This window comes from Chitinophaga agri (assembly GCF_010093065.1).
Lineage (GTDB): Bacteria > Bacteroidota > Bacteroidia > Chitinophagales > Chitinophagaceae > Chitinophaga > Chitinophaga agri.
Map to the genome: position 1 here is coordinate 3,332,983 of NZ_CP048113.1, position 19,355 is coordinate 3,352,337.

The following is a 19,355-nucleotide window of genomic DNA, read 5'->3' on the forward strand; positions in this document are numbered from 1 at the left end:
TTTTTGTTGTGCTGCCATTAGAAAGATTGACGCATAATAAATAATTTAAATACATTTGCAGTAAATTACCCGACATCCCAGACCTATACATATGCAATGCTATTATAAACCCATCCTGCAATTATCTGGCTTACAGGCAGTTTTGATAACATACCGGGCGATGTACAGGACTCATGCCGGCAGCGGCCAGCCCCTTTCCTCTCAAATAGCCATTTACCGTTAAACACTTATTCTCTACAATGCATTTCTTCAAACGATTTTTCAACAGGAACAAAATGCTCATTCAATGTCCGAGATGCCTGGGTAAAGGGCACGTAGATACAGAAGACATAAAAAGACTTGGCAGAGAATTAACCTGGAGACCAGGTTCCTGTGCCTATTGCAATGGAGCCGGAGACGTGCCGGCCGATGTGGTAAATAAAGTCTCTCCCGGAGAAGCTTATCTGACCGTTGATCTTTCGCAGGAAGAAAGACAACGGGTCCTTGACGGCGCACCGGAAGCAAAGGCCAGAATGGAGGAATTTAAGCAACATACCGATCGTGTTATCAAGGATATCGTAACACTACACTATGTAAGAAAACTAGACGTGGAGGAAATAGCTGAACTATACCTGGGATCTTCTTCGCGGTTCAATGTTGAAGGACATGCGCAAAAGAAGAAGGAACTAATGGTATATATCAACAAGGTAATTTCCCGTCAGAATTAGCAGCATTCCGTTCTTCTTTTTTGAAAAATGGATATTTGTAACTGTAGCGTATAGCAAGGACGTATATGCGCCGTCCGGAAAGATCGGTACCTATCCACCGTCCCCCTTTTGTCAACTTACCTTGACTTAAATTCCCCCTTAACTTGGCGTGATCAGCACCCCTGACATTAGACATTTCTCACTAAGTTTGCATTACCGGGAACCAGCACATTACGTGCAACGATTATTCTTCATGCACCTCCACAGCAACTATGCTACTTAAACCAGCAGGAGGAATCTTTGTTATTAATATCATATCCGGGTTAAGAAGTTTCAATTCAATCATACATATGCAAGTATCTAAAAAGTCTGCTATTGGCTTTATTTTCATTACGTTACTGATCGATGTCATGGGATGGGGACTCATCATTCCTGTGATGGCCCGCCTGATATCGGAACTGAAAGGTATTCCGGTCAATGAGGCCAGTACCTATGGGGCCTACCTGCTCTCCGCGTTTGCCATTACACAGTTTGCGTTTGCACCAGTTGTTGGCAATCTCAGCGACAAATACGGCAGACGTCCCATCCTGTTGCTGGCATTGCTGGGCTTTGGGATTGACTATATCATCCTTGCGCTCGCCCCTACCTACGGCTGGTTATTCATCGGACGTATCATTGCTGGTATGACAGGCGCCAGCTTTACTACCGCCACCGCCTATATCGCCGATATCAGCGAAGATGAAACCTCACGTGCCAAGAACTTTGGTATGATCGGTGCTGCATTCGGGTTGGGTTTTGTCCTCGGTCCTGCATTGGGTGGCCTGCTGGCGAAATGGGGCATCAGAGCGCCATTCTATGCTGCCGCGGCCCTCTGTCTGCTCAACTGCCTGTATGGCCTTTTTATTCTCCCTGAATCATTGAAAAAAGAGAACCGTCGTCCATTCGAATGGTCACGTGCGAACCCCTTCGGATCACTGAAGTTCTTAAATACCCATCCGGAGATCGGCGGACTGGCAATCGCCTTCTTCCTTATCTATCTCGGTGCCCAATCTGTACAAGGTAACTGGAACTTCTTTACAGAATACCGTTTCCACTGGACGGAAGGCATGGTAGGTACTTCCCTCGCCATCGTCGGTGTACTCGTCGGAGGTGTACAGGCCGGACTTACCAGGGTGGTCAATCCGAAGATCGGCAATGAGAAGAGCATCTACCTCGGATTATCATTATATACGATAGGGCTTGTTCTCTTTGCATTTGCCACACAAAGCTGGATGATGTTCGCCTTCCTGGTGCCCTACTGTCTGGGAGGTATCTGTGGCCCTTCGCTACAGTCCATTATATCCGGACATGTACCCCCCAATCAACAGGGAGAGCTGCAAGGTGCATTAACCAGCCTGATGAGTCTTACAACAGTGATTGGTCCGCTGCTCATGAACAGCACATTCGCGTACTTTACATCTGATCATGCGCCGTTTCATTTCCCGGGAATACATTTCCTGATCGGGGCGGTATGTATGCTGCTGAGTATCGTTATTACGAATAAGGTATTGTCAAAAGAGAAAAAAGAAAATCCGGAGTTAAGGAATGTGATTGCGGGTGGTGGAGACCTTAAAGATATGCCAACACATTAATGCAATAAGTTATAGCGAACAAAAAGGAAAAGGATGGAAGTATGTTCATCCTTTTCCTTTGCATGATAAATTATGTTCAATACCCCCTATCTTTACCCAAACAGCACGTCCTTGCACCCATTCGCCACCATACGAAATCTCTACACACCTATTCAGCCGACGATCAAACAATCAGCTGAACATGTCACCTATCACGAATTCCTACCTCATCCCCGCCTCCAAACGTTCATCTACTGCTACTGGCAGTTAAAAACCACCGCCCCTCTCTCAGATCAGTTTAAATACCGCGTTGTTGCCGACGGCTGTATAGATATCTTCTTCGAACTTAATAATCCCAAAGAAAATTACATCATGGGATTCTGTAAACAATACACCGAATTTGCATTAGACAACAACTTCAATTACGTAGGCATTCGATTTCTCCCTACCATGTTCCCTCAGCTGTTCAAAGTGAACGCCGCTGAACTAAGTAATCGCTTCGAACACCTGAGCAACGTATTACCTGCCACAGCTGACTTTATCACCAATCATTTACACGAGGCACTACCAGCTGCTGATATCGCTGATATCTTTAATACGTATTTCCTGCAGACAGTAGCAGCAACAGACATCAATAATGACTCCAGACTATACGATGCCCTCACACGGATCCTGAACAATTGCGGCGTTGTCGACATTGAGAAGGATCTGAATACCGGCATCAGCGCGAGACAACTACGCCGGCTGTTTGAGTTTTACATAGGCGATACTGCCAAGACCTTCAGTAAGGTCGTGCGCTTCCAGCATATATTGAAGGCAAAGCCATCCGCACAAAGCCTGCGACAAAATAAACTGTTCTTCGACAGTGGCTATTATGACCAGTCACATTTCATTAAGGAGTTCCGTAATTTCTATGGTGTCACCCCTTCCAAGGCCTTCGGCAGATAAATTGTCCGTTTTTTACAATGTTAGCACTGACTGATTGCTGAATTTTACAGTACAAAATAAGCTGTAATGAAACACTTGTTGCCATTATTATCTGCCCTGTTACTAACTTCAGGCATATACGCCCAATCGCTCTCTAAATCAAAACATACTATGAGACTAAATGCCGGTATTATCACCAGTAAACTCAGTGAAAGCAAAGCCTTTTATAAGGATGTACTCAGCTTTGGTGTGACTTTCGAAAACGAGTTCTACCTCCTGTTACATACACCTGATAAAAGCACAGAAATCAGCTTCCTGCTGCCCGAACATCCTACACAGCAGCCGTTGTTTCAAAAAGCTTTTCAGGGACAGGGCATGTACCTGACAATTGAAGTAGACGATGTAGACAGTATATATGCCGATATCAAAAAGAAAGGTATTCCTATGAAAATAGACATCCGGGACGAGCCGTGGGGCGACAGACATTTCGCTATTGAAGATCCTAATGGTGTTGGTATAGACATTGTACACTACCGGGCCACTGAACAATAAAACGGGGCCTTCTCAAGGCCCCACATACCTATCTTATATTCCTGCAAAGCACAACTTTTCCTTCGCCCCGTAACTTTTATCTTATCTCACCCGTTGAATATTTTTTATTATTTTAAGCCCGTCCCTGCTCCGGGTAGGGAGGAAATCAACCAATAGCTACATCCAAGACACCTGTGTGGTAATGAAGTATTTAAAACATTTATTTGTAACGGGGTTCCTGTTATTTACTGTACTGACAACCTATTCCAGCAACCAGCCCTATTGTGACACGCTGATCAAAAGAGGCATAGATTCCATGCTCTCCAGGAAATTTGTTCCGGCCATCAACCTGCTGACAGAAGCCCAGCACCTATCGGCTGACAATCACTGGCAAAAACAATTATTTCTTGCTACCAACAATATCGGGCTGACCTACTATTTCATGCTGGACTACGGAGAGGCATTGCGGTATTACCTCAATGCCTATAAAATTGCCATGGCAGAAAAAGACGCTACGCTGGAAATGACCGTGCTGAACAACATTGCTATCCTTTATTCCAAAGAAAAGAACTTTGATAAGGCCAGCATGTACTTTCTGAAAGCCTACGATATTGCCAAAGAGAAAGATGATAAGATCAGGATAGGTAACTACGCCTCTAATCTGGGAATCGTATATACCGAAATGAATCAGCTGGCGAAAGCAAGGGAGTACCTGCGGGAAGCAGCTATCTATCTGCAGAATGACACACGACGGTTACTGGGCGCACGGTATGCCTATGCCCAGAATCAGTTTCAGGAAGGGAACATTACCGAAGCCGACCGCCTCTGTACCGAATTACTTACTATCGCCAGGGACTCCGGCTACCGGGATGAGCGCATCTCCCTCCTGACACTCATCACCTCCACCAGGCTCAAGCTGAACAACACCGTTCAGGCTATACAATATGCCAATGAAGCGCTGGCCCTGTCGCCCAACCTGGAAGAACGCATCGAACTTCACCATACTTTGGCCGATATTCACCTCAAAGACCATGCTTATGCACAGGCCATGGCCAGTAAAGATTCGGTGATGTATTACCGGGATTCCATGAACACTGTTAAAAACGGGCAGCAGTTCGAAACCGGCAAACTTAAATTCGAACTGCTCAACTCACAGCATACCCTCTCATTAAATAAGGCGCAGCTCTCCAACCAGCGCCGGCTGCTGTATGTCGCGCTCGCATTTATCGCGGTGATCATCGCATTTTTCATCTGGCTCATGCGCATCAAGGCCGCCGAGAACAGACAAAAAGCCATCCTCGCTGAACGCAGCCATCAGATCATGGCACTGGAAATTGAGAATGAGAAAAGCCAGAAACTATTGCTCGAAAAGCAACTAAAAGAAAAAGAAACTGCTGCCCTCCTCGAACAGGAAAGGCTGAAAAACGAAATTGAGATCCGGAACCGGAAGCTCTCCGCCAAAGCATTATACCTCTCCGGCAGAAATGAACTGATCGACGAGATCATTACCGCCATGTCAAAAATTCCGGATCTGAGCAAAGATGGCGTTGTATTTAAACACATCTCCCAACTGAAAAGTTATCTGCGCACCGATAGCGAGTGGGATGATTTCAGCACACACTTCCAGGAAGTCAACCAGGGATTCCTGAATGCCCTTCGGAAAAATCATCCGAATCTGACCTCTAATGATGTCCGGTTCCTCTCTTACATATACATGAATTTGAATACGAAGGAAATTGCTTCTCTGCTAAACATCACACCGGAAGGTTGCCGCAAAAGGAAGGAACGGATCACCAAAAAGATGCAGTTGATCGAAAACACCTCCCTTTTCGATTATTTATCAGGACTTTAGGCGACATGTCACACTTTGTCCGGCTCCTGTCCTGTTAATTACATACACACTTTAAGGGAAGCGGGGTACTTTCACAAAGCACCCAATCGACCAAAATTCATGAGAAAAATTTTACTCTTTCACCTTTTCCTACTGCTATTCTTTTCTGCCAACGCACAGCTCTCTTTTGAGTCAACCGGGGACTTTGGGAAGTTATGGGACGTTACGCCTGATCCTGCTGTTGCCAACAGATTGTATGCCCGTACACTGAATAATCATATCCTGGTATCAAATAACAGGGGCACAACCTGGGACATATTCTATTCGTTTGAGAACAGTGCCATATCTGTTACGCAATTCAAATTCCTGCCTAGCGGACAGGCCTTCTCCTTTGCTGTTGTTAATGCGCCCGATATGAACACAAACGGCGTATATGTGGTGGATATGGAAAGCAAAGAGATCATCCGGCATTTTGTCACCCCCGATCAGTTCAGAAAAACGTTTGTAGTTAGCTACGATATTTATGACGCACAGGCTAGCCGGGCGGTTATCAACACGGCCTTCATAGACCCCGACACCTGGACGCAGCTAACCGAAGTCTACTTCACCAAAGACGGCGGTAAAAATCTCAGTCTGATCTATTTCAGCTCTGATCATGATGGTGTACATATCGGCAATAGCTTCTTTCATCCGGATGACCCCAAAAAGATCTACCTCGCCAGGAGTCTGGGCGCACAGGGCGTAGATGGTGGTCTCTTTATCTCTCCCGACGAAGGGAAAACCTGGAGAGAACAGCTGGCTGGTAAAGGATCACTGAACGCTATGGTGTTCAATCCAAAGAACCATAATGAGTTCTTTATCTGTAGTTATATCAACTTTGGCTCCTCACCCGAAGCAGTATTTCATACCCTGGACAGTGGCCATACCTTTACACAGGTACCTGTCTCTTTTACCAGTCAGACGCTCGACAACGTCATTATGATCACTTATGATCCATCCAATACACAGCACATGTGGATGCTGGAAGAAAACGAGATCCTGAAAAGTACGGATGGTGGTTTGCACTGGACATCTATTGTTTTCCCTCCCAAGAACCCGGTATATGCCAGCGGCACTTCCCTGGTCATTAACCCGAAAAACAGTAACGACATCCTGGTCTTCTCTGATGCCTGGCCCCAGCGCTCCAGGGACGGCGGTAAGACGTTTGAACGCCTGCAATTACCTTTCCACTTAACAAGAGACGTGGCTCTGGCGCCCCGTGGCACCGGCAAACAACTGTACTACACCAGCCAGGGAGGATACACCACAAAAGATCTTACCACCGGGAAAACAGCGATTCATGATACACTGCCTTTCTACTCATTTACCTACGAAAACTATTACGTCATACCGGATACTTCCGTTGAGGGACGCGTGTTTTTCTTCAAACCCTGCGACGACTTCCTGAATCCTTCAGAACTGTATTACAGTGACGACTACGGCGCCACGAAGAGGAGGCTGCCGTCCGACGATTATGCCACCGGACTGGATGCCATCCGCCGTGATCCTAATCATAAAGACCGCTACTGGATCTCGTACTCATTCTACAACGCATTCTCTGCCCTGTACAGACTGGACTTCCCCGATCCGGCGAATCCGGAACACAATGCAGTGGCTGCAACAGGTAATAGCGTGCTGACTGACATCTTCATTCCTAAAGGCGATGGTCAAACCCTGTTCATTACAGTAGGTGAAAAAGTTTACAGGTCTAATGACGGAGGTATCACATGGGGATCTGTATCCCAAGGTTTGGAAGCCCTGGTAGAAGGAAATGATATGATCTGGGACCTGGCCACCAATCCTTTTGATGAGAAAGCAATGGCGGTCGCCACAACGCTCGGTATCTATCAGACCACCGATGGTGGAGAGAACTGGGCGCGTACCCTGGAGGCTACTGATCTGAAAAAGATCTCTTATTCTACTGCTGTCAATGGACACCTTTTAGCCGCTTCTTTCTCCGGCTATTTCAATGACACCAGACTGGTTTTCAGCACGAACAAAGGAGCAAAATGGTCTACGGTACCCGCATCAGCCATGGCTTACATCTCCTGTGGCGCTTCCATGGATTTTCGCTTCTTTGATGATCACGCGGATATTTACCTTGCCTCTTCGGATTTAGGGATCGTTAAATATCAGCTGACTGATCTCCTTTCTCCCGAGCTGATCTTCCTGCATTCCTTCACAGGAAAACTACAGGGACACAACGCCTTCCTGGAATGGAGAACCCAGAACGAAGAAGGACTGCTGCATTATGAACTGGAAAGAAGTACGAATAATAAAGATTTCACCACTATCAATACCCAGCAGGCTACCAATAGCAACGGCCGTTTCTACTACAATCATGAGGACCTGGACTTCTGGAACCTGGCGGCGAATGCTGGCAATGTGTATTACCGGCTGAAGCTGGTCAGCCAGGACAATAGCTTCTCCTATTCTGATACCGTAAAATTGAGTGCCCGTGATATGTATATCTATCCTGTGCCTGCGGCAGATGTGATTAACCTGCATGTGCAGGGCGTCACCCAGGCTACTAAGTACAGGATATTACTGGTGGATGTGGCTGGCAGACAATATACCATTCAGCAATACAATATACCAACCGGACAAACCACTATTAATATGCCGATCAGCCGGCTGACTGGTGGCGTTTACTTTATGCTGGTGGAAACCCGTCCGGGAGGAGAAGTAAAGAAATTTAAGTTCATCAAGTTATAATACCGGCCTTTAAATCCTGTACCTACAACCCCGGGCGCCCGCAAAATGCGGGCGCTTTTTCGTTATGACTATGCCTGCGCTTTTATAGTGTTTGGGGCCCGCTTGGCCGTCGCTTGTTCGTCGCTTGTTATACCCTTCCGGCCCCGGGGACGTTTTGCCAGTATATTATACTACGCAAAAGCAACAGCAGGCAGCACATTTTTCTACCATTGCTTCCCTTCTACGCTATATTGCTTGCGTAACCGCTGTCCAGTTCCTGAGAGCGGTTTTCCAAAGTCCCTACCCGGAAATTATTAAAAAAAATTACATATCATATTTATAGCTTCTTTGAGCGCATCGCCTTTATCTGCCTCAGCGCCTTGTCCCTGGCAAACTGCTGATACTCTTCAGACTCGACAGCATAGATAGCCATCCGTCCATCCGCATCAAAATGAGCCCCCCAGCCATATCTTTTGGTTAACGGGGAGGAGCGGAAACAAGCCTGTCCTTTGGAAAAGAACTGCTCTCTCTCCTTCTCAAACTCTTTTGTTCTGAGTTGGCGTTTTGCAGCATAGACATGGAAAAGCACATCGTCGGAGGTAAATTCATACGGGTTATCAACCAATAGTTCAAACTCAATATTGGCGATAGTCTTTTCGCCTCTTAACGGGGGCACTTCTGCTGTAGTAACGGGGCAGTCTTCAGCCACTTCTATAAAAGTGTTGTAATAATTGGTGGTCTTCATTCGTAAACTGTTTACAGGTCCCTTTGATATTATATTACCTAAAATATAAAAAATCCTGGTAACTTTTGTTACCAGGACCAGGAACTCTACAACGAAAGTAGATATTAATTATTTTTAACTCATCTTACTTACACAGCCTGTCTACTATACACTTTCTCCAGTTCCCCATTAATAAATCCTATTTCTTCAGTCGTCAGTTGCAGGTCCATAGCTGCCACATTCTCTACTGCCTGCGTCGCATTCCTCGCACCGGCCAACACAACGGTAATACCAGGTTGTAAAGTGGTCCAGCGTAATACCAGTTGTGCCAGCGATGCTTTCTTCCCTTCCGCCAGCGGGGTGATACTTTCCAGAAATGCCATTACTTTATCGGCCGGGAACTGTCCGAAATAACCATTCCGGTGATCATCGGCTTTCAATGCCGCATCTTTGAAGTACTTGCCGGTCAGCAAGCCTCTTTCCAGCGGGCTATAAGCGATGATACCAATATTATTACCAATGGAATAAGGCACTATGTCCTTTTCTATTTCCCTGTTCAGCATGCTGTATGATACCTGATTCGATGCCAGCTGTATAGTTTTTGCCGCTTCCTGCATCTGCCCCTGGTCATAGTTACTCACACCTGCCGCTCTGATCTTGCCCTGTCTGATCAGGGTGTTCAGCGCTTCCATTGTTTCTGCAATGGGTGTGGTCGCATCGGGCCAGTGTAATTGTAGCAGGTCCACGTAATCGGTGCCCAGTCTTTTCAGACTTTCCTCCAGTTCTTTAATGATATTAGCTTTGGAAGTATACTTATATACCGGGATGTTCTTACCATCAGCGGGGGCATCAAAGAAATACTCTCCCTTACCGTTGTTACTGCCATCCCATACCAGACCAAACTTTGTCAGTAGCTGGATCTTGCTTCTGTCCTTTCCCCTGATCGCTTCCCCTATCAGCTCTTCGCTCCGTCCGAAGCCATAGAAAGGTGCCGTATCAATTGACGTTATACCATGATCTAATGCAGCATGTATACCTGCAATAGAGTCCTGCTTCTCATTACCTCCCCACATATTGCCACCAATAGCAAATGCGCCATATGTAATAGCTGACAATTGCAGCTCCGAATTACCTAATTTTCTGTATTCCATTTCCGTTAACTTAATTCACGTTTGTAAATACTTTTTCCAGATGTTCTTTGTATACACGCAGGTCTCTTGGAATGTCCGCATTCTTTTCAATATCATGAAAGTGCATGCCTGGTAGTGGTGTCAATCCGATAAACGCATTCATGCGGTGAAAACCAAATAAGATGCCCTCATCTACAGGCGTTTCATTAAAGAACTCGCCCGGCATCGTAAACGCCTCACGTGGCGCATTCCAGGAGGAGGTCACCATATATTTTCTGCCATGCAGCATGCCACCTGTGCCATAATTAACAGCCGGATTAGCTGATGAACGTCCGTCGCTATGGTAAATGCCTGTGCCATGCCCTTCCGTGAATACTTTATCTATATATGCTTTGAATCCGTGCGGTACCTGGAACCACCAGATGGGGGTATGATAGATCACTACATCCGCCCATTTATATTTTTCAACCTCTTCTTTCAGATCGTAATCGTGATTGATATTGGTGGTCTTCACCTCAAAGTCCGGCCTGCTCTCAAAAAACTCAGCAGTAGCTGCTGAAAGGGTCTCGTTGAACCGGCCGCCGGAATGGCCGAACTGCTGACCTCCGTTGATGATAAATACCTTTGTCATATGTTCGTTTTTCTTTTGACAATACAAAAGTAGAACGACCAGCAGTATTATTAAAACAAGTTAAATCATACCTTTGTATCAGAATTATAATAGCATTATTATGGTTAATCTAGAGTGGTACAGGACATTTAAAGCAATATATAAGACCGGCACCCTGACCGGTGCCGCAGAAAGCCTGTTTATATCGCAACCAGGGGTGAGTCTGCATTTAAGTTCGCTGGAGAACTATGTCGGCTACAAACTTTTTGAAAGAACGGGGCGTAAAATGATCCCTACGGAAAAAGGAAAGGTTTTTTACAACTTCATTATTGAACCGCTCAGCAAACTGGAAGATGCAGAAAAGAACTTCCAGAAAAGTACAGAAGTACACACCCCTACCATCAGTGTAGGCATGTGCTTCGAAACATTTCAGATAACGCTGGAACAATACATATCCACACTTCCCTTCAATGTCATTATCCGCTTTGGGGAATATCCGGAAATGCTCGATAACCTGGACAAAGGCATCCTCGACCTGATCATCACACCGCAGCGAGGTACCTCGGTCAACATTGAACACGAAGCCTTTTCTTCGGAAACGATTGTATTGGTAGCAGGGAATGATGTAGACAGTAAAGCCTTCAATAAACTGGCCAAAGGTAAAGATATGGATGTAGTGGAAGAATGGCTTAAGCAACAGAAATGGTACGGTACCACCGGCGATATGGAGCACCTGTTCCGTTTCTGGAAACTGAATTTCAATCATCATCCTGACTTCCGTCCGAACTACATCGTACCCAATCTGAACTCGATCGTTCGTTGTCTCAGAAGCGGAAAGGGGGTGGCCGTCATACCCGATTTCCTTTGCAGGAAAGAGATAGAAGCAGGAGAGCTGAAACTACTTTGGGAAGGAAAAACAAAACTAAAGAATACACTCTACTTCGGTACGAGAAAAAAGACGATGTATGCAGAGGAAATAGCACTCATCAAAACGCTCTTCAGAAAAGTCATGTTACCCGTTTAAAAAGAACAGCGACCTATGCATCATCATACAGGTCGCTGTTAATATTTACAAATGACTTTTCTTATTCAGTACGTAAGAGAACCTGATCTCTACTGCCGGGTAAAACCTGGAATGAATGGGATTAAACGTATCAATAAAGTTACAGCCCCATCCTACGCCTGCATGGCCATCTATCACCCATTTCCTGCCTATAGGCGTCTGCATCCCCCAGTGTATATTGCTCATGATCGCGTCCGTGACATCTGTTTCAATGATACTCGTACTGGTGTACTTTACCCGCAGCCCGATATAATACCCCGCGTTCAGTGAATTACGTTTTCCTTTTCTTTCACGCTTATCGCGGTTGTAATAATACCGTGGATTGACAGACAGGTACACACATGGATCTGCCAGCGCCCAGTCATAACTAAAGTCATTACGCAGATCATACCCTCCTCCAAGACCGCCGGAAAACTTAACAGTAACTTTCCTTGCCACGGGCAATTCAAAAGCCAACCCAATACCCTGTAGTCCCAGTTCCAGGCTTGTCAGCTTACGCAATGGCGGGGCAGCAACCATATTTGTATCTCCTGCCTGACGGGCTGCGATAAACGCAGCCCTCTCTTTCACCGCCCCAACAACGGGAGGGTTCACTATACTGATCTGTTGATCTGTTGCGGGTAATTCATATGCAGGCAACGGCTGTAATTCATCGTTGGTGATCAAACCTGCCTGCCCGTTATACGTTGGCTTATCAGCAGTATAGGCAGCATCACCCTTAGCAGCCGGCACAACCGCCCTGTGGGGCGACATGCTGTTTTCCGGTATGTCAACGGCATTCACTCGCGCGTTACTATCTGCACGTTGCTGTTGCCGGGCACTGGACTCCTGGCTATCCGTGACATCCTTTAGTCTTTTCTTCTTATCAGTCATAGTCACTTTATCACGCTCATGCAAATGTTTAACAATGGCAACACCGTGGTTTACAGCCAGCTTCTCCGTTATATCAGGAGCATTTTCGCCTGGTTGCACAACTACTTTATTCGCTGCTGCGGCACGCTGTATAGTTGACGTTTTTACAGCAGGAGTATTCACCACCGCTCTCTCCCTGATAGTTGCAGTCTGTACAGGCACCGGTGCATCCTGTAGAATAATATGATCTCCTTTCACGCGTACGTGAATACCGGTGGTCTTTTCCAGCTCTTTCAGCCACGCAGATAATGTCTGATCGTGATGCGTAACCGGTATTTCCCTCGATGGACTTAACTGTTTTGAATTAAAGGAAAACTCAAGGTCGGTTTCTTTTGAAAATATCCCCAGCAATGTAGCTACACGAATCGTTTTACTATTAACAACAATGTGTTTCTCTGCTTTCTCTTTACTGAGTTGGGCATGGGTGATAACAGGAAGCTGCGCCATTCCGATCAGGAACGGAAAATAAATTGCCTTTTTAAGCATAGTAGAGAATTATAGGTTAATGGGCTAGTTACAGCCGTTTCCGCTGATATAAATAGTATTATCCTTAATAGTATAGTCAATATTTAAAGTGGCCGCTATCATATCCATGATATAGGCGACAGACCTGCCCTTAAAATGAGCTGACATTCTGCATTGCGACAGTTGTTCATTCTCCAGTATGACCTGCACATTAAATGTATGTTCCAGGTAGTGACAGATCGCCGGCAATGGCATATCATCAAAAGCGAAGTCATGGGTCACATAACTGAACACATTGATATCCGTTGTATCACTAAGCGTGAGCGCACCGGTTGTTATTGCATACACCCCCGTTTTTCCTGCCGGAACAATCAGTTCTTTATTTGTAGTATACAACTTTACTTTACCGCTATTCACCGCCACCGTAATCACCCTTGCCGCAAAGTCCTCCCGCACATTAAAGGATGTACCCAATACCTGTATTTTCAGATCGCTGGCATGTACAATGAAAGGCCTGTGTCCATCTGCCATCACATCAAAATAACCCTCTCCCTGTAGCAGCAATTTTCTATCCTGCTGATTATAGTCCGCCGCATACTGCAATGTACTGTTCCTGTTTATTACGATCGCAGATCCATCGGGCAATACACCTTTCCGTATTGCATATCGTGTACTTTGCACCGGTACTGGCTGCCATATAATATTCTTTTCTCCGCGCAGCTGATAATAACCATACAAACCGGCTATGAACAATATGCCGGTCATGACAGCTGCCACCGCGTAACGAATGAGCAGCCGCCTGAGGCTACCTGCCTGAGGCTCCTTCGGCAGCTGTGTCAGCAATGTTTCCCATTCTCTGGCTGCGGATGGCGCGTTCCATGTCTTATTGCCCGGGATCAGCTGCCACGTTTGACGAAGCTGTGCAAACTCCTGCGAATGTGTGCTGTCGGTCAGCCAGTCGTCTATTGCCATCGCCTCTTCAGGCGTCGCTTCACCTGACAGGTATCTCGTCAGCAGCGTGATATCTATCTCCATCTTTTGGTGTATACTCATTGAAGCGCTATTTGAAATATGCGATAAGAATTATAGATATTGGAATCAGATCTCCGAGTTGTTCCCTCATCACTTTAAGCGCTTTGCTCATCTGCACTTCTACCGTTTTGACGGATATATTTAACTCAGCCGCGATCTCTGCGTACTTCTTATCCTCGAAGCGGCTTTTACAGAATACCTCTCTGCATTTAGGTGGTAAAGCATCAATTGCGGCCTGTATCCTGTTACTCAATTCTCTGCTTTCCAACCGGTCATCTGTATATTCTTCTGCATGTGTGGCATGTACTGCACTGGCATAGTTCTTTCGTACCTTCTTACTCCGGAAAATGTTATAACATTCTCTTTGTACTGTTGTATACAAATAAGCCCGGCCTGCACCTTCCAGGTTGATCTCCTCCTGTTTCTGCCAGAGTTTGACAAATGCCAGTTGCACAACATCCCTGGCTTCTTCATTATCCTGTAGTAGTGTGAAGGCATAGCGATGCAGGCGTTCAAAATTTTCCTGAAAGCACTGTTTATAAACATCCTTCGCACGTTGCGGATTGATCAGTTTGTTCAATGTGTACAACTTTAAGCATGACCGGTTACATACTAGACACGCCACACGGAAGATACCCTTATACAGACACAGAAAATATTTTAATTGGTACTATAGCCCTGTTTGCTAGGATATCCAGGTCGATTTACTTTATTTTTACGTGCGAATCAATTACTTCAGAACAGCAACACCATGCCAGTAACGATCAGAAATATTATTCCGGCTGACAATGCCCCATTGGCGGCTATCATCCGTGCAACATTTGATGAATTTGATACCGTACCTAAAACAGGCACTGTTTATTCAGATCCGGAGACGGATAAGCTCTATGATCTTTTTCAGACGCCAGGCAGTGCGTATTTCATAGCAGAAGAGGACGGTGTGATCTTAGGTGGATGTGGGCTCTTTCCTACCAGGGGACTGCCTGAAGGCTGCGCCGAACTTGTCAAGTACTATTTAAGCAGTGCCGCCAGGGGCAAAGGTATTGGTAAGACCCTGATGGAAAGGACTTTCGAAGGTGCTAAAGAATTAGGCTATAAGGAAATATATCTCGAATCTTTCCCTGATTTCACCAAGGCGATCAGCATCTATGAAAAAGCGGATTTCCGCTATTTGGATAAACCACTGGGTAACTCCGGACATTTCGCCTGCACTGTCTGGATGCTGAAAACACTATAGTACAGTCAGGCCTGCCCATTACATCTTTATCTATCCCTTTAATAAGGGAGCAACAGTCGTATCCCCAATTTCGGTGATTGCATGATCCGGCAAAAAGCCGGACTTTACATACATGTTAGCAGGACATCGCCGGCTAACTACCATTTTTACCATTAAAAGACAAACAACCATATCCATATCCTGATTAACACAAGTTGCTCGAATTTTCTCAATTTAGTCCCCCGGGCCTTCACTATCAGACAGTGAAGGCCCTGTTGTATATAATGATCTCTATGAAAGCATCGATTCTTTAAATATTCACCCACGGGATATTTACCTAATTTTACACTTATGCACAGGGCCGACATCATCAACATAACTATTCATCCTGCATTGAAGGACTCGTTTTCCATTACAGCCATCGACGGGCAACTGTTTGAAGATGATGCCCTGCGACGTATCTCCTTCAATGAACTCATCTTTGTAAGGAACGGGCACGGCACGATCACCATTGACGGCAAGGCACACGCGATTACTCCGCATAGCCTTTTCATCCTCTCCAAAGGGCAGATATACGCTGTTAGCCATGATAATCTTGTTAACGGGTATATACTCCGCTTCGGAGACTGCTTCTGGGAGAAAACACCCGCCAGTGCAGCTAATTGTAAGGCTGTACTTTACAATGATCCCTCCGGGCACCAGCAGATGCAGTTGGATACCAGGGAGGAACAGGTAATAGACAGTCTGCTGTCCACCACACTCGAAGAATTTAATATGCCTGATTATGTGAACAAGGGCGATGCGTTAGCCGCTTATCTGAAGATCATCATGATCAAGGTGGCGAATGTGAACAGCCTGTTGCACACCGGTCATAGTTCCACCGACAACCAGGTATACCGCCAGTATGTAGAACTGGTCAGCAGGGAATACCGGAATACACATGAAGTGAATGACTATGCCGGGAAATTAGGCCTCTCCTACCGCCAGCTGGCAGACCTCTGCAAACGCTGCGGAGGCAGAAGAGCGAAAGACGTCATTAACGGACAACTGGTCGCCGAAGCGAAACGGCTATTACAGTTTTCCACAAAACCAGTGAAAGAGATCTCATACCTGCTCAATTTCGCCACACCGTATCAGTTCAGTAATTTCTTTAAGAAAGAAACACAGGTATCGCCGAATGAATACAGGACCCAGTTTGTGAAAATTGGTATCTGATTGGCAGTTTTTAGCATTTACTGCCCTGGGCTTTCCCGGTAATTTTGAGGCATAAATAGTAAAATTATGCCAGTAACAAGATTATCAAAATTAGCCGGAATAGATATCCCAGACAGCCAGGTAGCAAAGCAGGCCACGGAATTACTGCTGGAACATGGGAATGAGTTCCTTTACAACCACTCACTCAGGGTATTTCTCTTCTCTTCACTCAATGCACAGCGTAATCATGTCAAACACGATACAGAGTTGTTGTATATCAGCTCCATCTTTCATGACCTGGGACTTGTACCTCATTACAGCAGTCCGGATAAACGTTTTGAAGTAGATGGGGCAAATGCTGCAAGAGACTTCCTGAAAAGCCATGGTTATCCGGAACAGTCGCTGCAACGCGTATGGGATACCATTGCCCTGCATACAACGATCGGTATTGCGGAGTATAAAGAACCGGAAGTAGCGCTGATGTATTCCGGGGTAGGTTTAGATGTGATGGGAGAAGGCTATGAACACCTGACAGCAGAGAACAGGGAAGCGATCATCAGGGCATTCCCGAGAACGGATTTCAAGAAAAAGATCATTCCGGCCTTCTTTGAAGGGTTTAAACACAAAACAGATACGACGTTTGGCAATATTAAGGCGGACGTTTGTGCCTTTATGATCCCAAATTTCGAAAGGAAGAACTTCTGTACCTGCATAGCGCATTCGCCGTGGGCGGAGTGAAATTAGGCATTGGGAATTGGGAATTGGTCAGCATGCAATTCCTAATTCCCTTCCAGGAACTCTCCCAACGCATCCAGCCGCTGCGTCCAGAAGCTTTTAAACTGTTCCGTCCACTCAGCTACTTCCTGCAGCTTTTTCGGATCTGCACGGCAATAGCGTTCCCTGCCCTGCTGGGTGATCATTAATAATCCGCATTCCGTTAGTATCCTGATATGTTTGGATACGGCGGGTCTGCTGATATCAAATTTGTCGGCGATCGCATTCAGATTGAGTGTCTGGTGTGCCAGCAGGTGGATGATTTCTCTCCTGGTAGGATCTGCAATGGCCTGATAAACATCTCTTCTCATTGTATATGAACTTGTTACAAGAAACTGTACGGTTACAAAATTAAGGAAAGCAATGCTTGTTTCCATCACTCACATCGTTCCTGACCGCAGTACAAAAAATAATGCCTTAAAGCCGCACAGCATCGGCGAACAGCACTTCTGAACATGGAAAATTTTCATTAACTTCAGAGAAACCACATTTGTTACCCTTGCTAAAATTTATACTTAATAATGAAGATGTTAGTACCTCACTGCCCCCGGGTATGCCGCTGCTGGATTTCATCAGATATCATCAGCACCTGACCGGTACAAAGACCGGTTGCAACGAAGGAGATTGCGGCGCCTGTATCATACTGGCAGGTGAGCTGCAACAGGGCGTACTGGTGTACCGCTCCTGGACTTCCTGCCTGACGCCACTGGGCAATGCACATGGTAAACATATCGTGACCATAGAAGGCGTTAACATGCTGCCTGCACTGAACCCTATCCAGCAGGCAATGCTGGACAACAGTGCTACGCAGTGCGGCTTCTGTACCCCCGGCTTCGTCATGTCACTCGCCGGCTTTTGCCTGGACCGGAAAGCGCCTACTACGCGCAATGCCATTGCCGCCATAGATGGCAACATCTGCCGGTGTACCGGATACAAATCCATAGAAAGAGCTGCGGCCGTTGTGGCAACCCTGCTTACCAGCAGAGATAACGAGGAACCGGCCTTATTTGCTGCCGAAAGACAAATCCTGCCCGAATACTTCACCAGCATAAAAGAGCGGCTAAAAAGCCTGATTACATCGCTTAACGGGGAATTAAATCCACCTCCTGACAGCCATCCCTGTTTCGTTGGTGGCGGCACCGATCTCTATGTGCAGCAACCCGAAGCGCTACAGGAGCATCCCATCCGTTTTTTACTCGGACAGGAAATGCTGAAAGGCATTACCCGGGAAGACACCCGCTGTGTACTGGGCGCCGCTGTTACCGTAAGTGACCTGCTGGAATCGCCTGTCATGCAGCACTATTTTCCGGCACTGGAGAATTATCTGCAACTGGTGTCCTCCACGCCTATCCGGAACATGGCCACCATTGCGGGCAACTTTGTCAACGCCTCTCCTATCGGCGACATGACGATCTTCTTCCTTGCCCTGGATACAACCCTGGAACTGAGTGACGGACACCATACGCGAACACTTCCGCTCCGGGAATTGTATAAAGGCTATAAACAGTTGCATAAAAATCCCGATGAGTATATCACCCGTTGCTGGTTCGAACTGCCTGGCCCGGACACCGGCTTTCATTTTGAGAAGGTCAGTAAACGGACGCACCTGGATATTGCCAGTGTCAACAGTGCCATCAGTATCACAATGGCAGCGAACCTGATCAGTGAGGTGCGGATCGCCGCAGGCGGTGTAGGCCCGGTTCCGATGCTGCTGACTGATACAGCGGCATTTCTGAGGGGCAAGGCACCGGGAACAGCGACCATCAAACAGGCATATGCCATTGCGCAACTGGAAATCACACCGATCAGTGATGCCAGGGGTACCGCCGAATATAAACGCCTGCTGCTGGAACAACTGATAAAAGCACATTTCATTACGCTCTTCCCCTCCCTGCAGGTGGAATTGTTATTATAACA

The 19,355-nt window shown here is 46.3% G+C and carries 18 protein-coding genes; 11 read left to right on the forward strand and 7 right to left on the reverse strand.

The features are described from left to right. The first annotated feature begins 239 nt into the window (after window positions 1–239). From GWR21_RS13125 to GWR21_RS13150, 6 genes are all read left to right on the forward strand, one after another. The gene (locus GWR21_RS13125) at window positions 240–707 is read left to right on the forward strand and encodes a hypothetical protein (RefSeq protein ID WP_238430356.1); all 468 of its coding nucleotides are present in this window, start codon (window positions 240–242) and stop codon (window positions 705–707) included. A 329-nt stretch (window positions 708–1,036) separates the two neighbouring features. Further along, on the forward strand, window positions 1,037–2,317 hold the full coding sequence (locus GWR21_RS13130) for a TCR/Tet family MFS transporter (protein ID WP_162332185.1): 1,281 nt from the start codon (window positions 1,037–1,039) through the stop codon (window positions 2,315–2,317). Between the two features lie 111 nt (window positions 2,318–2,428). After that, on the forward strand, window positions 2,429–3,244 hold the full coding sequence (locus tag GWR21_RS13135; RefSeq protein WP_238430357.1) for an AraC family transcriptional regulator: 816 nt from the start codon (window positions 2,429–2,431) through the stop codon (window positions 3,242–3,244). 150 nt (window positions 3,245–3,394) lie between these two features. After that, entirely contained in the window at window positions 3,395–3,775 is a 381-nt protein-coding gene (locus GWR21_RS13140; RefSeq protein WP_162332187.1) for a VOC family protein, read from the forward strand. A 181-nt stretch (window positions 3,776–3,956) separates the two neighbouring features. Then, the gene (locus tag GWR21_RS13145; RefSeq protein ID WP_162332188.1) at window positions 3,957–5,606 is read left to right on the forward strand and encodes a tetratricopeptide repeat protein; all 1,650 of its coding nucleotides are present in this window, start codon (window positions 3,957–3,959) and stop codon (window positions 5,604–5,606) included. 99 nt (window positions 5,607–5,705) lie between these two features. Then, a complete protein-coding gene (locus tag GWR21_RS13150; RefSeq protein ID WP_162332189.1) occupies window positions 5,706–8,339 on the forward strand; it encodes a T9SS type A sorting domain-containing protein in 2,634 nt (877 codons plus the stop codon). 316 nt (window positions 8,340–8,655) lie between these two features. Here GWR21_RS13150 and GWR21_RS13155 read toward each other — a convergent pair whose 3' ends face one another. The 3 genes from GWR21_RS13155 to GWR21_RS13165 all read right to left on the reverse strand — a co-directional run bounded on the left by GWR21_RS13155 (window position 8,656) and on the right by GWR21_RS13165 (window position 10,803). Further along, entirely contained in the window at window positions 8,656–9,063 is a 408-nt protein-coding gene (locus GWR21_RS13155) for a DUF6157 family protein (protein WP_162332190.1), read from the reverse strand. A gap of 128 nt (window positions 9,064–9,191) precedes the next feature. Further along, window positions 9,192–10,193, reverse strand: a complete 1,002-nt coding sequence (locus GWR21_RS13160) for an aldo/keto reductase (RefSeq protein ID WP_162332191.1) — start codon at window positions 10,191–10,193, stop codon at window positions 9,192–9,194. 10 nt (window positions 10,194–10,203) lie between these two features. Continuing rightward, window positions 10,204–10,803 (reverse strand): NAD(P)H-dependent oxidoreductase, encoded by a 600-nt coding sequence (locus tag GWR21_RS13165; RefSeq protein WP_162332192.1) that lies wholly within the window; start codon window positions 10,801–10,803, stop codon window positions 10,204–10,206. A 100-nt stretch (window positions 10,804–10,903) separates the two neighbouring features. On the opposite strand from GWR21_RS13165, the gene GWR21_RS13170 reads away from it, so the two are divergent. Continuing rightward, window positions 10,904–11,806, forward strand: coding sequence for a LysR family transcriptional regulator (locus GWR21_RS13170; RefSeq protein ID WP_162332193.1), 903 nt, complete (start codon window positions 10,904–10,906; stop codon window positions 11,804–11,806). Window positions 11,807–11,851: 45 nt separating this feature from the next. Here the strand turns inward: GWR21_RS13170 and GWR21_RS13175 are convergent, their stop codons facing one another. Genes GWR21_RS13175 through GWR21_RS13185 form a run of 3 tightly spaced genes read right to left on the reverse strand, consistent with a single transcriptional unit; the run spans window position 11,852 to window position 14,834 of the window. Beyond that, window positions 11,852–13,243, reverse strand: a complete 1,392-nt coding sequence (locus GWR21_RS13175; protein ID WP_162332194.1) for a hypothetical protein — start codon at window positions 13,241–13,243, stop codon at window positions 11,852–11,854. A gap of 24 nt (window positions 13,244–13,267) precedes the next feature. Beyond that, a complete protein-coding gene (locus tag GWR21_RS13180; RefSeq protein ID WP_162332195.1) occupies window positions 13,268–14,275 on the reverse strand; it encodes a FecR domain-containing protein in 1,008 nt (335 codons plus the stop codon). A gap of 7 nt (window positions 14,276–14,282) precedes the next feature. Continuing rightward, entirely contained in the window at window positions 14,283–14,834 is a 552-nt protein-coding gene (locus GWR21_RS13185; protein WP_162332196.1) for an RNA polymerase sigma-70 factor, read from the reverse strand. 171 nt (window positions 14,835–15,005) lie between these two features. On the opposite strand from GWR21_RS13185, the gene GWR21_RS13190 reads away from it, so the two are divergent. The 3 genes from GWR21_RS13190 to GWR21_RS13200 all read left to right on the forward strand — a co-directional run bounded on the left by GWR21_RS13190 (window position 15,006) and on the right by GWR21_RS13200 (window position 17,402). Next, complete coding sequence (locus GWR21_RS13190) at window positions 15,006–15,491, forward strand: GNAT family N-acetyltransferase (protein WP_162332197.1); 486 nt, start codon at window positions 15,006–15,008, stop codon at window positions 15,489–15,491. A 330-nt stretch (window positions 15,492–15,821) separates the two neighbouring features. Further along, a complete protein-coding gene (locus GWR21_RS13195; protein WP_162332198.1) occupies window positions 15,822–16,685 on the forward strand; it encodes a helix-turn-helix domain-containing protein in 864 nt (287 codons plus the stop codon). A gap of 66 nt (window positions 16,686–16,751) precedes the next feature. Continuing rightward, a complete protein-coding gene (locus GWR21_RS13200; RefSeq protein WP_162332199.1) occupies window positions 16,752–17,402 on the forward strand; it encodes an HD domain-containing protein in 651 nt (216 codons plus the stop codon). Window positions 17,403–17,443: 41 nt separating this feature from the next. Here the strand turns inward: GWR21_RS13200 and GWR21_RS13205 are convergent, their stop codons facing one another. Continuing rightward, window positions 17,444–17,749 carry an ArsR/SmtB family transcription factor gene (locus GWR21_RS13205; RefSeq protein WP_162332200.1) on the reverse strand — a complete coding sequence of 102 codons (306 nt, stop codon included), beginning with the start codon at window positions 17,747–17,749 and terminating at the stop codon, window positions 17,444–17,446. A 188-nt stretch (window positions 17,750–17,937) separates the two neighbouring features. On the opposite strand from GWR21_RS13205, the gene GWR21_RS13210 reads away from it, so the two are divergent. Continuing rightward, window positions 17,938–19,353, forward strand: a complete 1,416-nt coding sequence (locus tag GWR21_RS13210; protein WP_238430358.1) for an FAD binding domain-containing protein — start codon at window positions 17,938–17,940, stop codon at window positions 19,351–19,353. The last annotated feature ends 2 nt before the right edge of the window (window positions 19,354–19,355 follow it).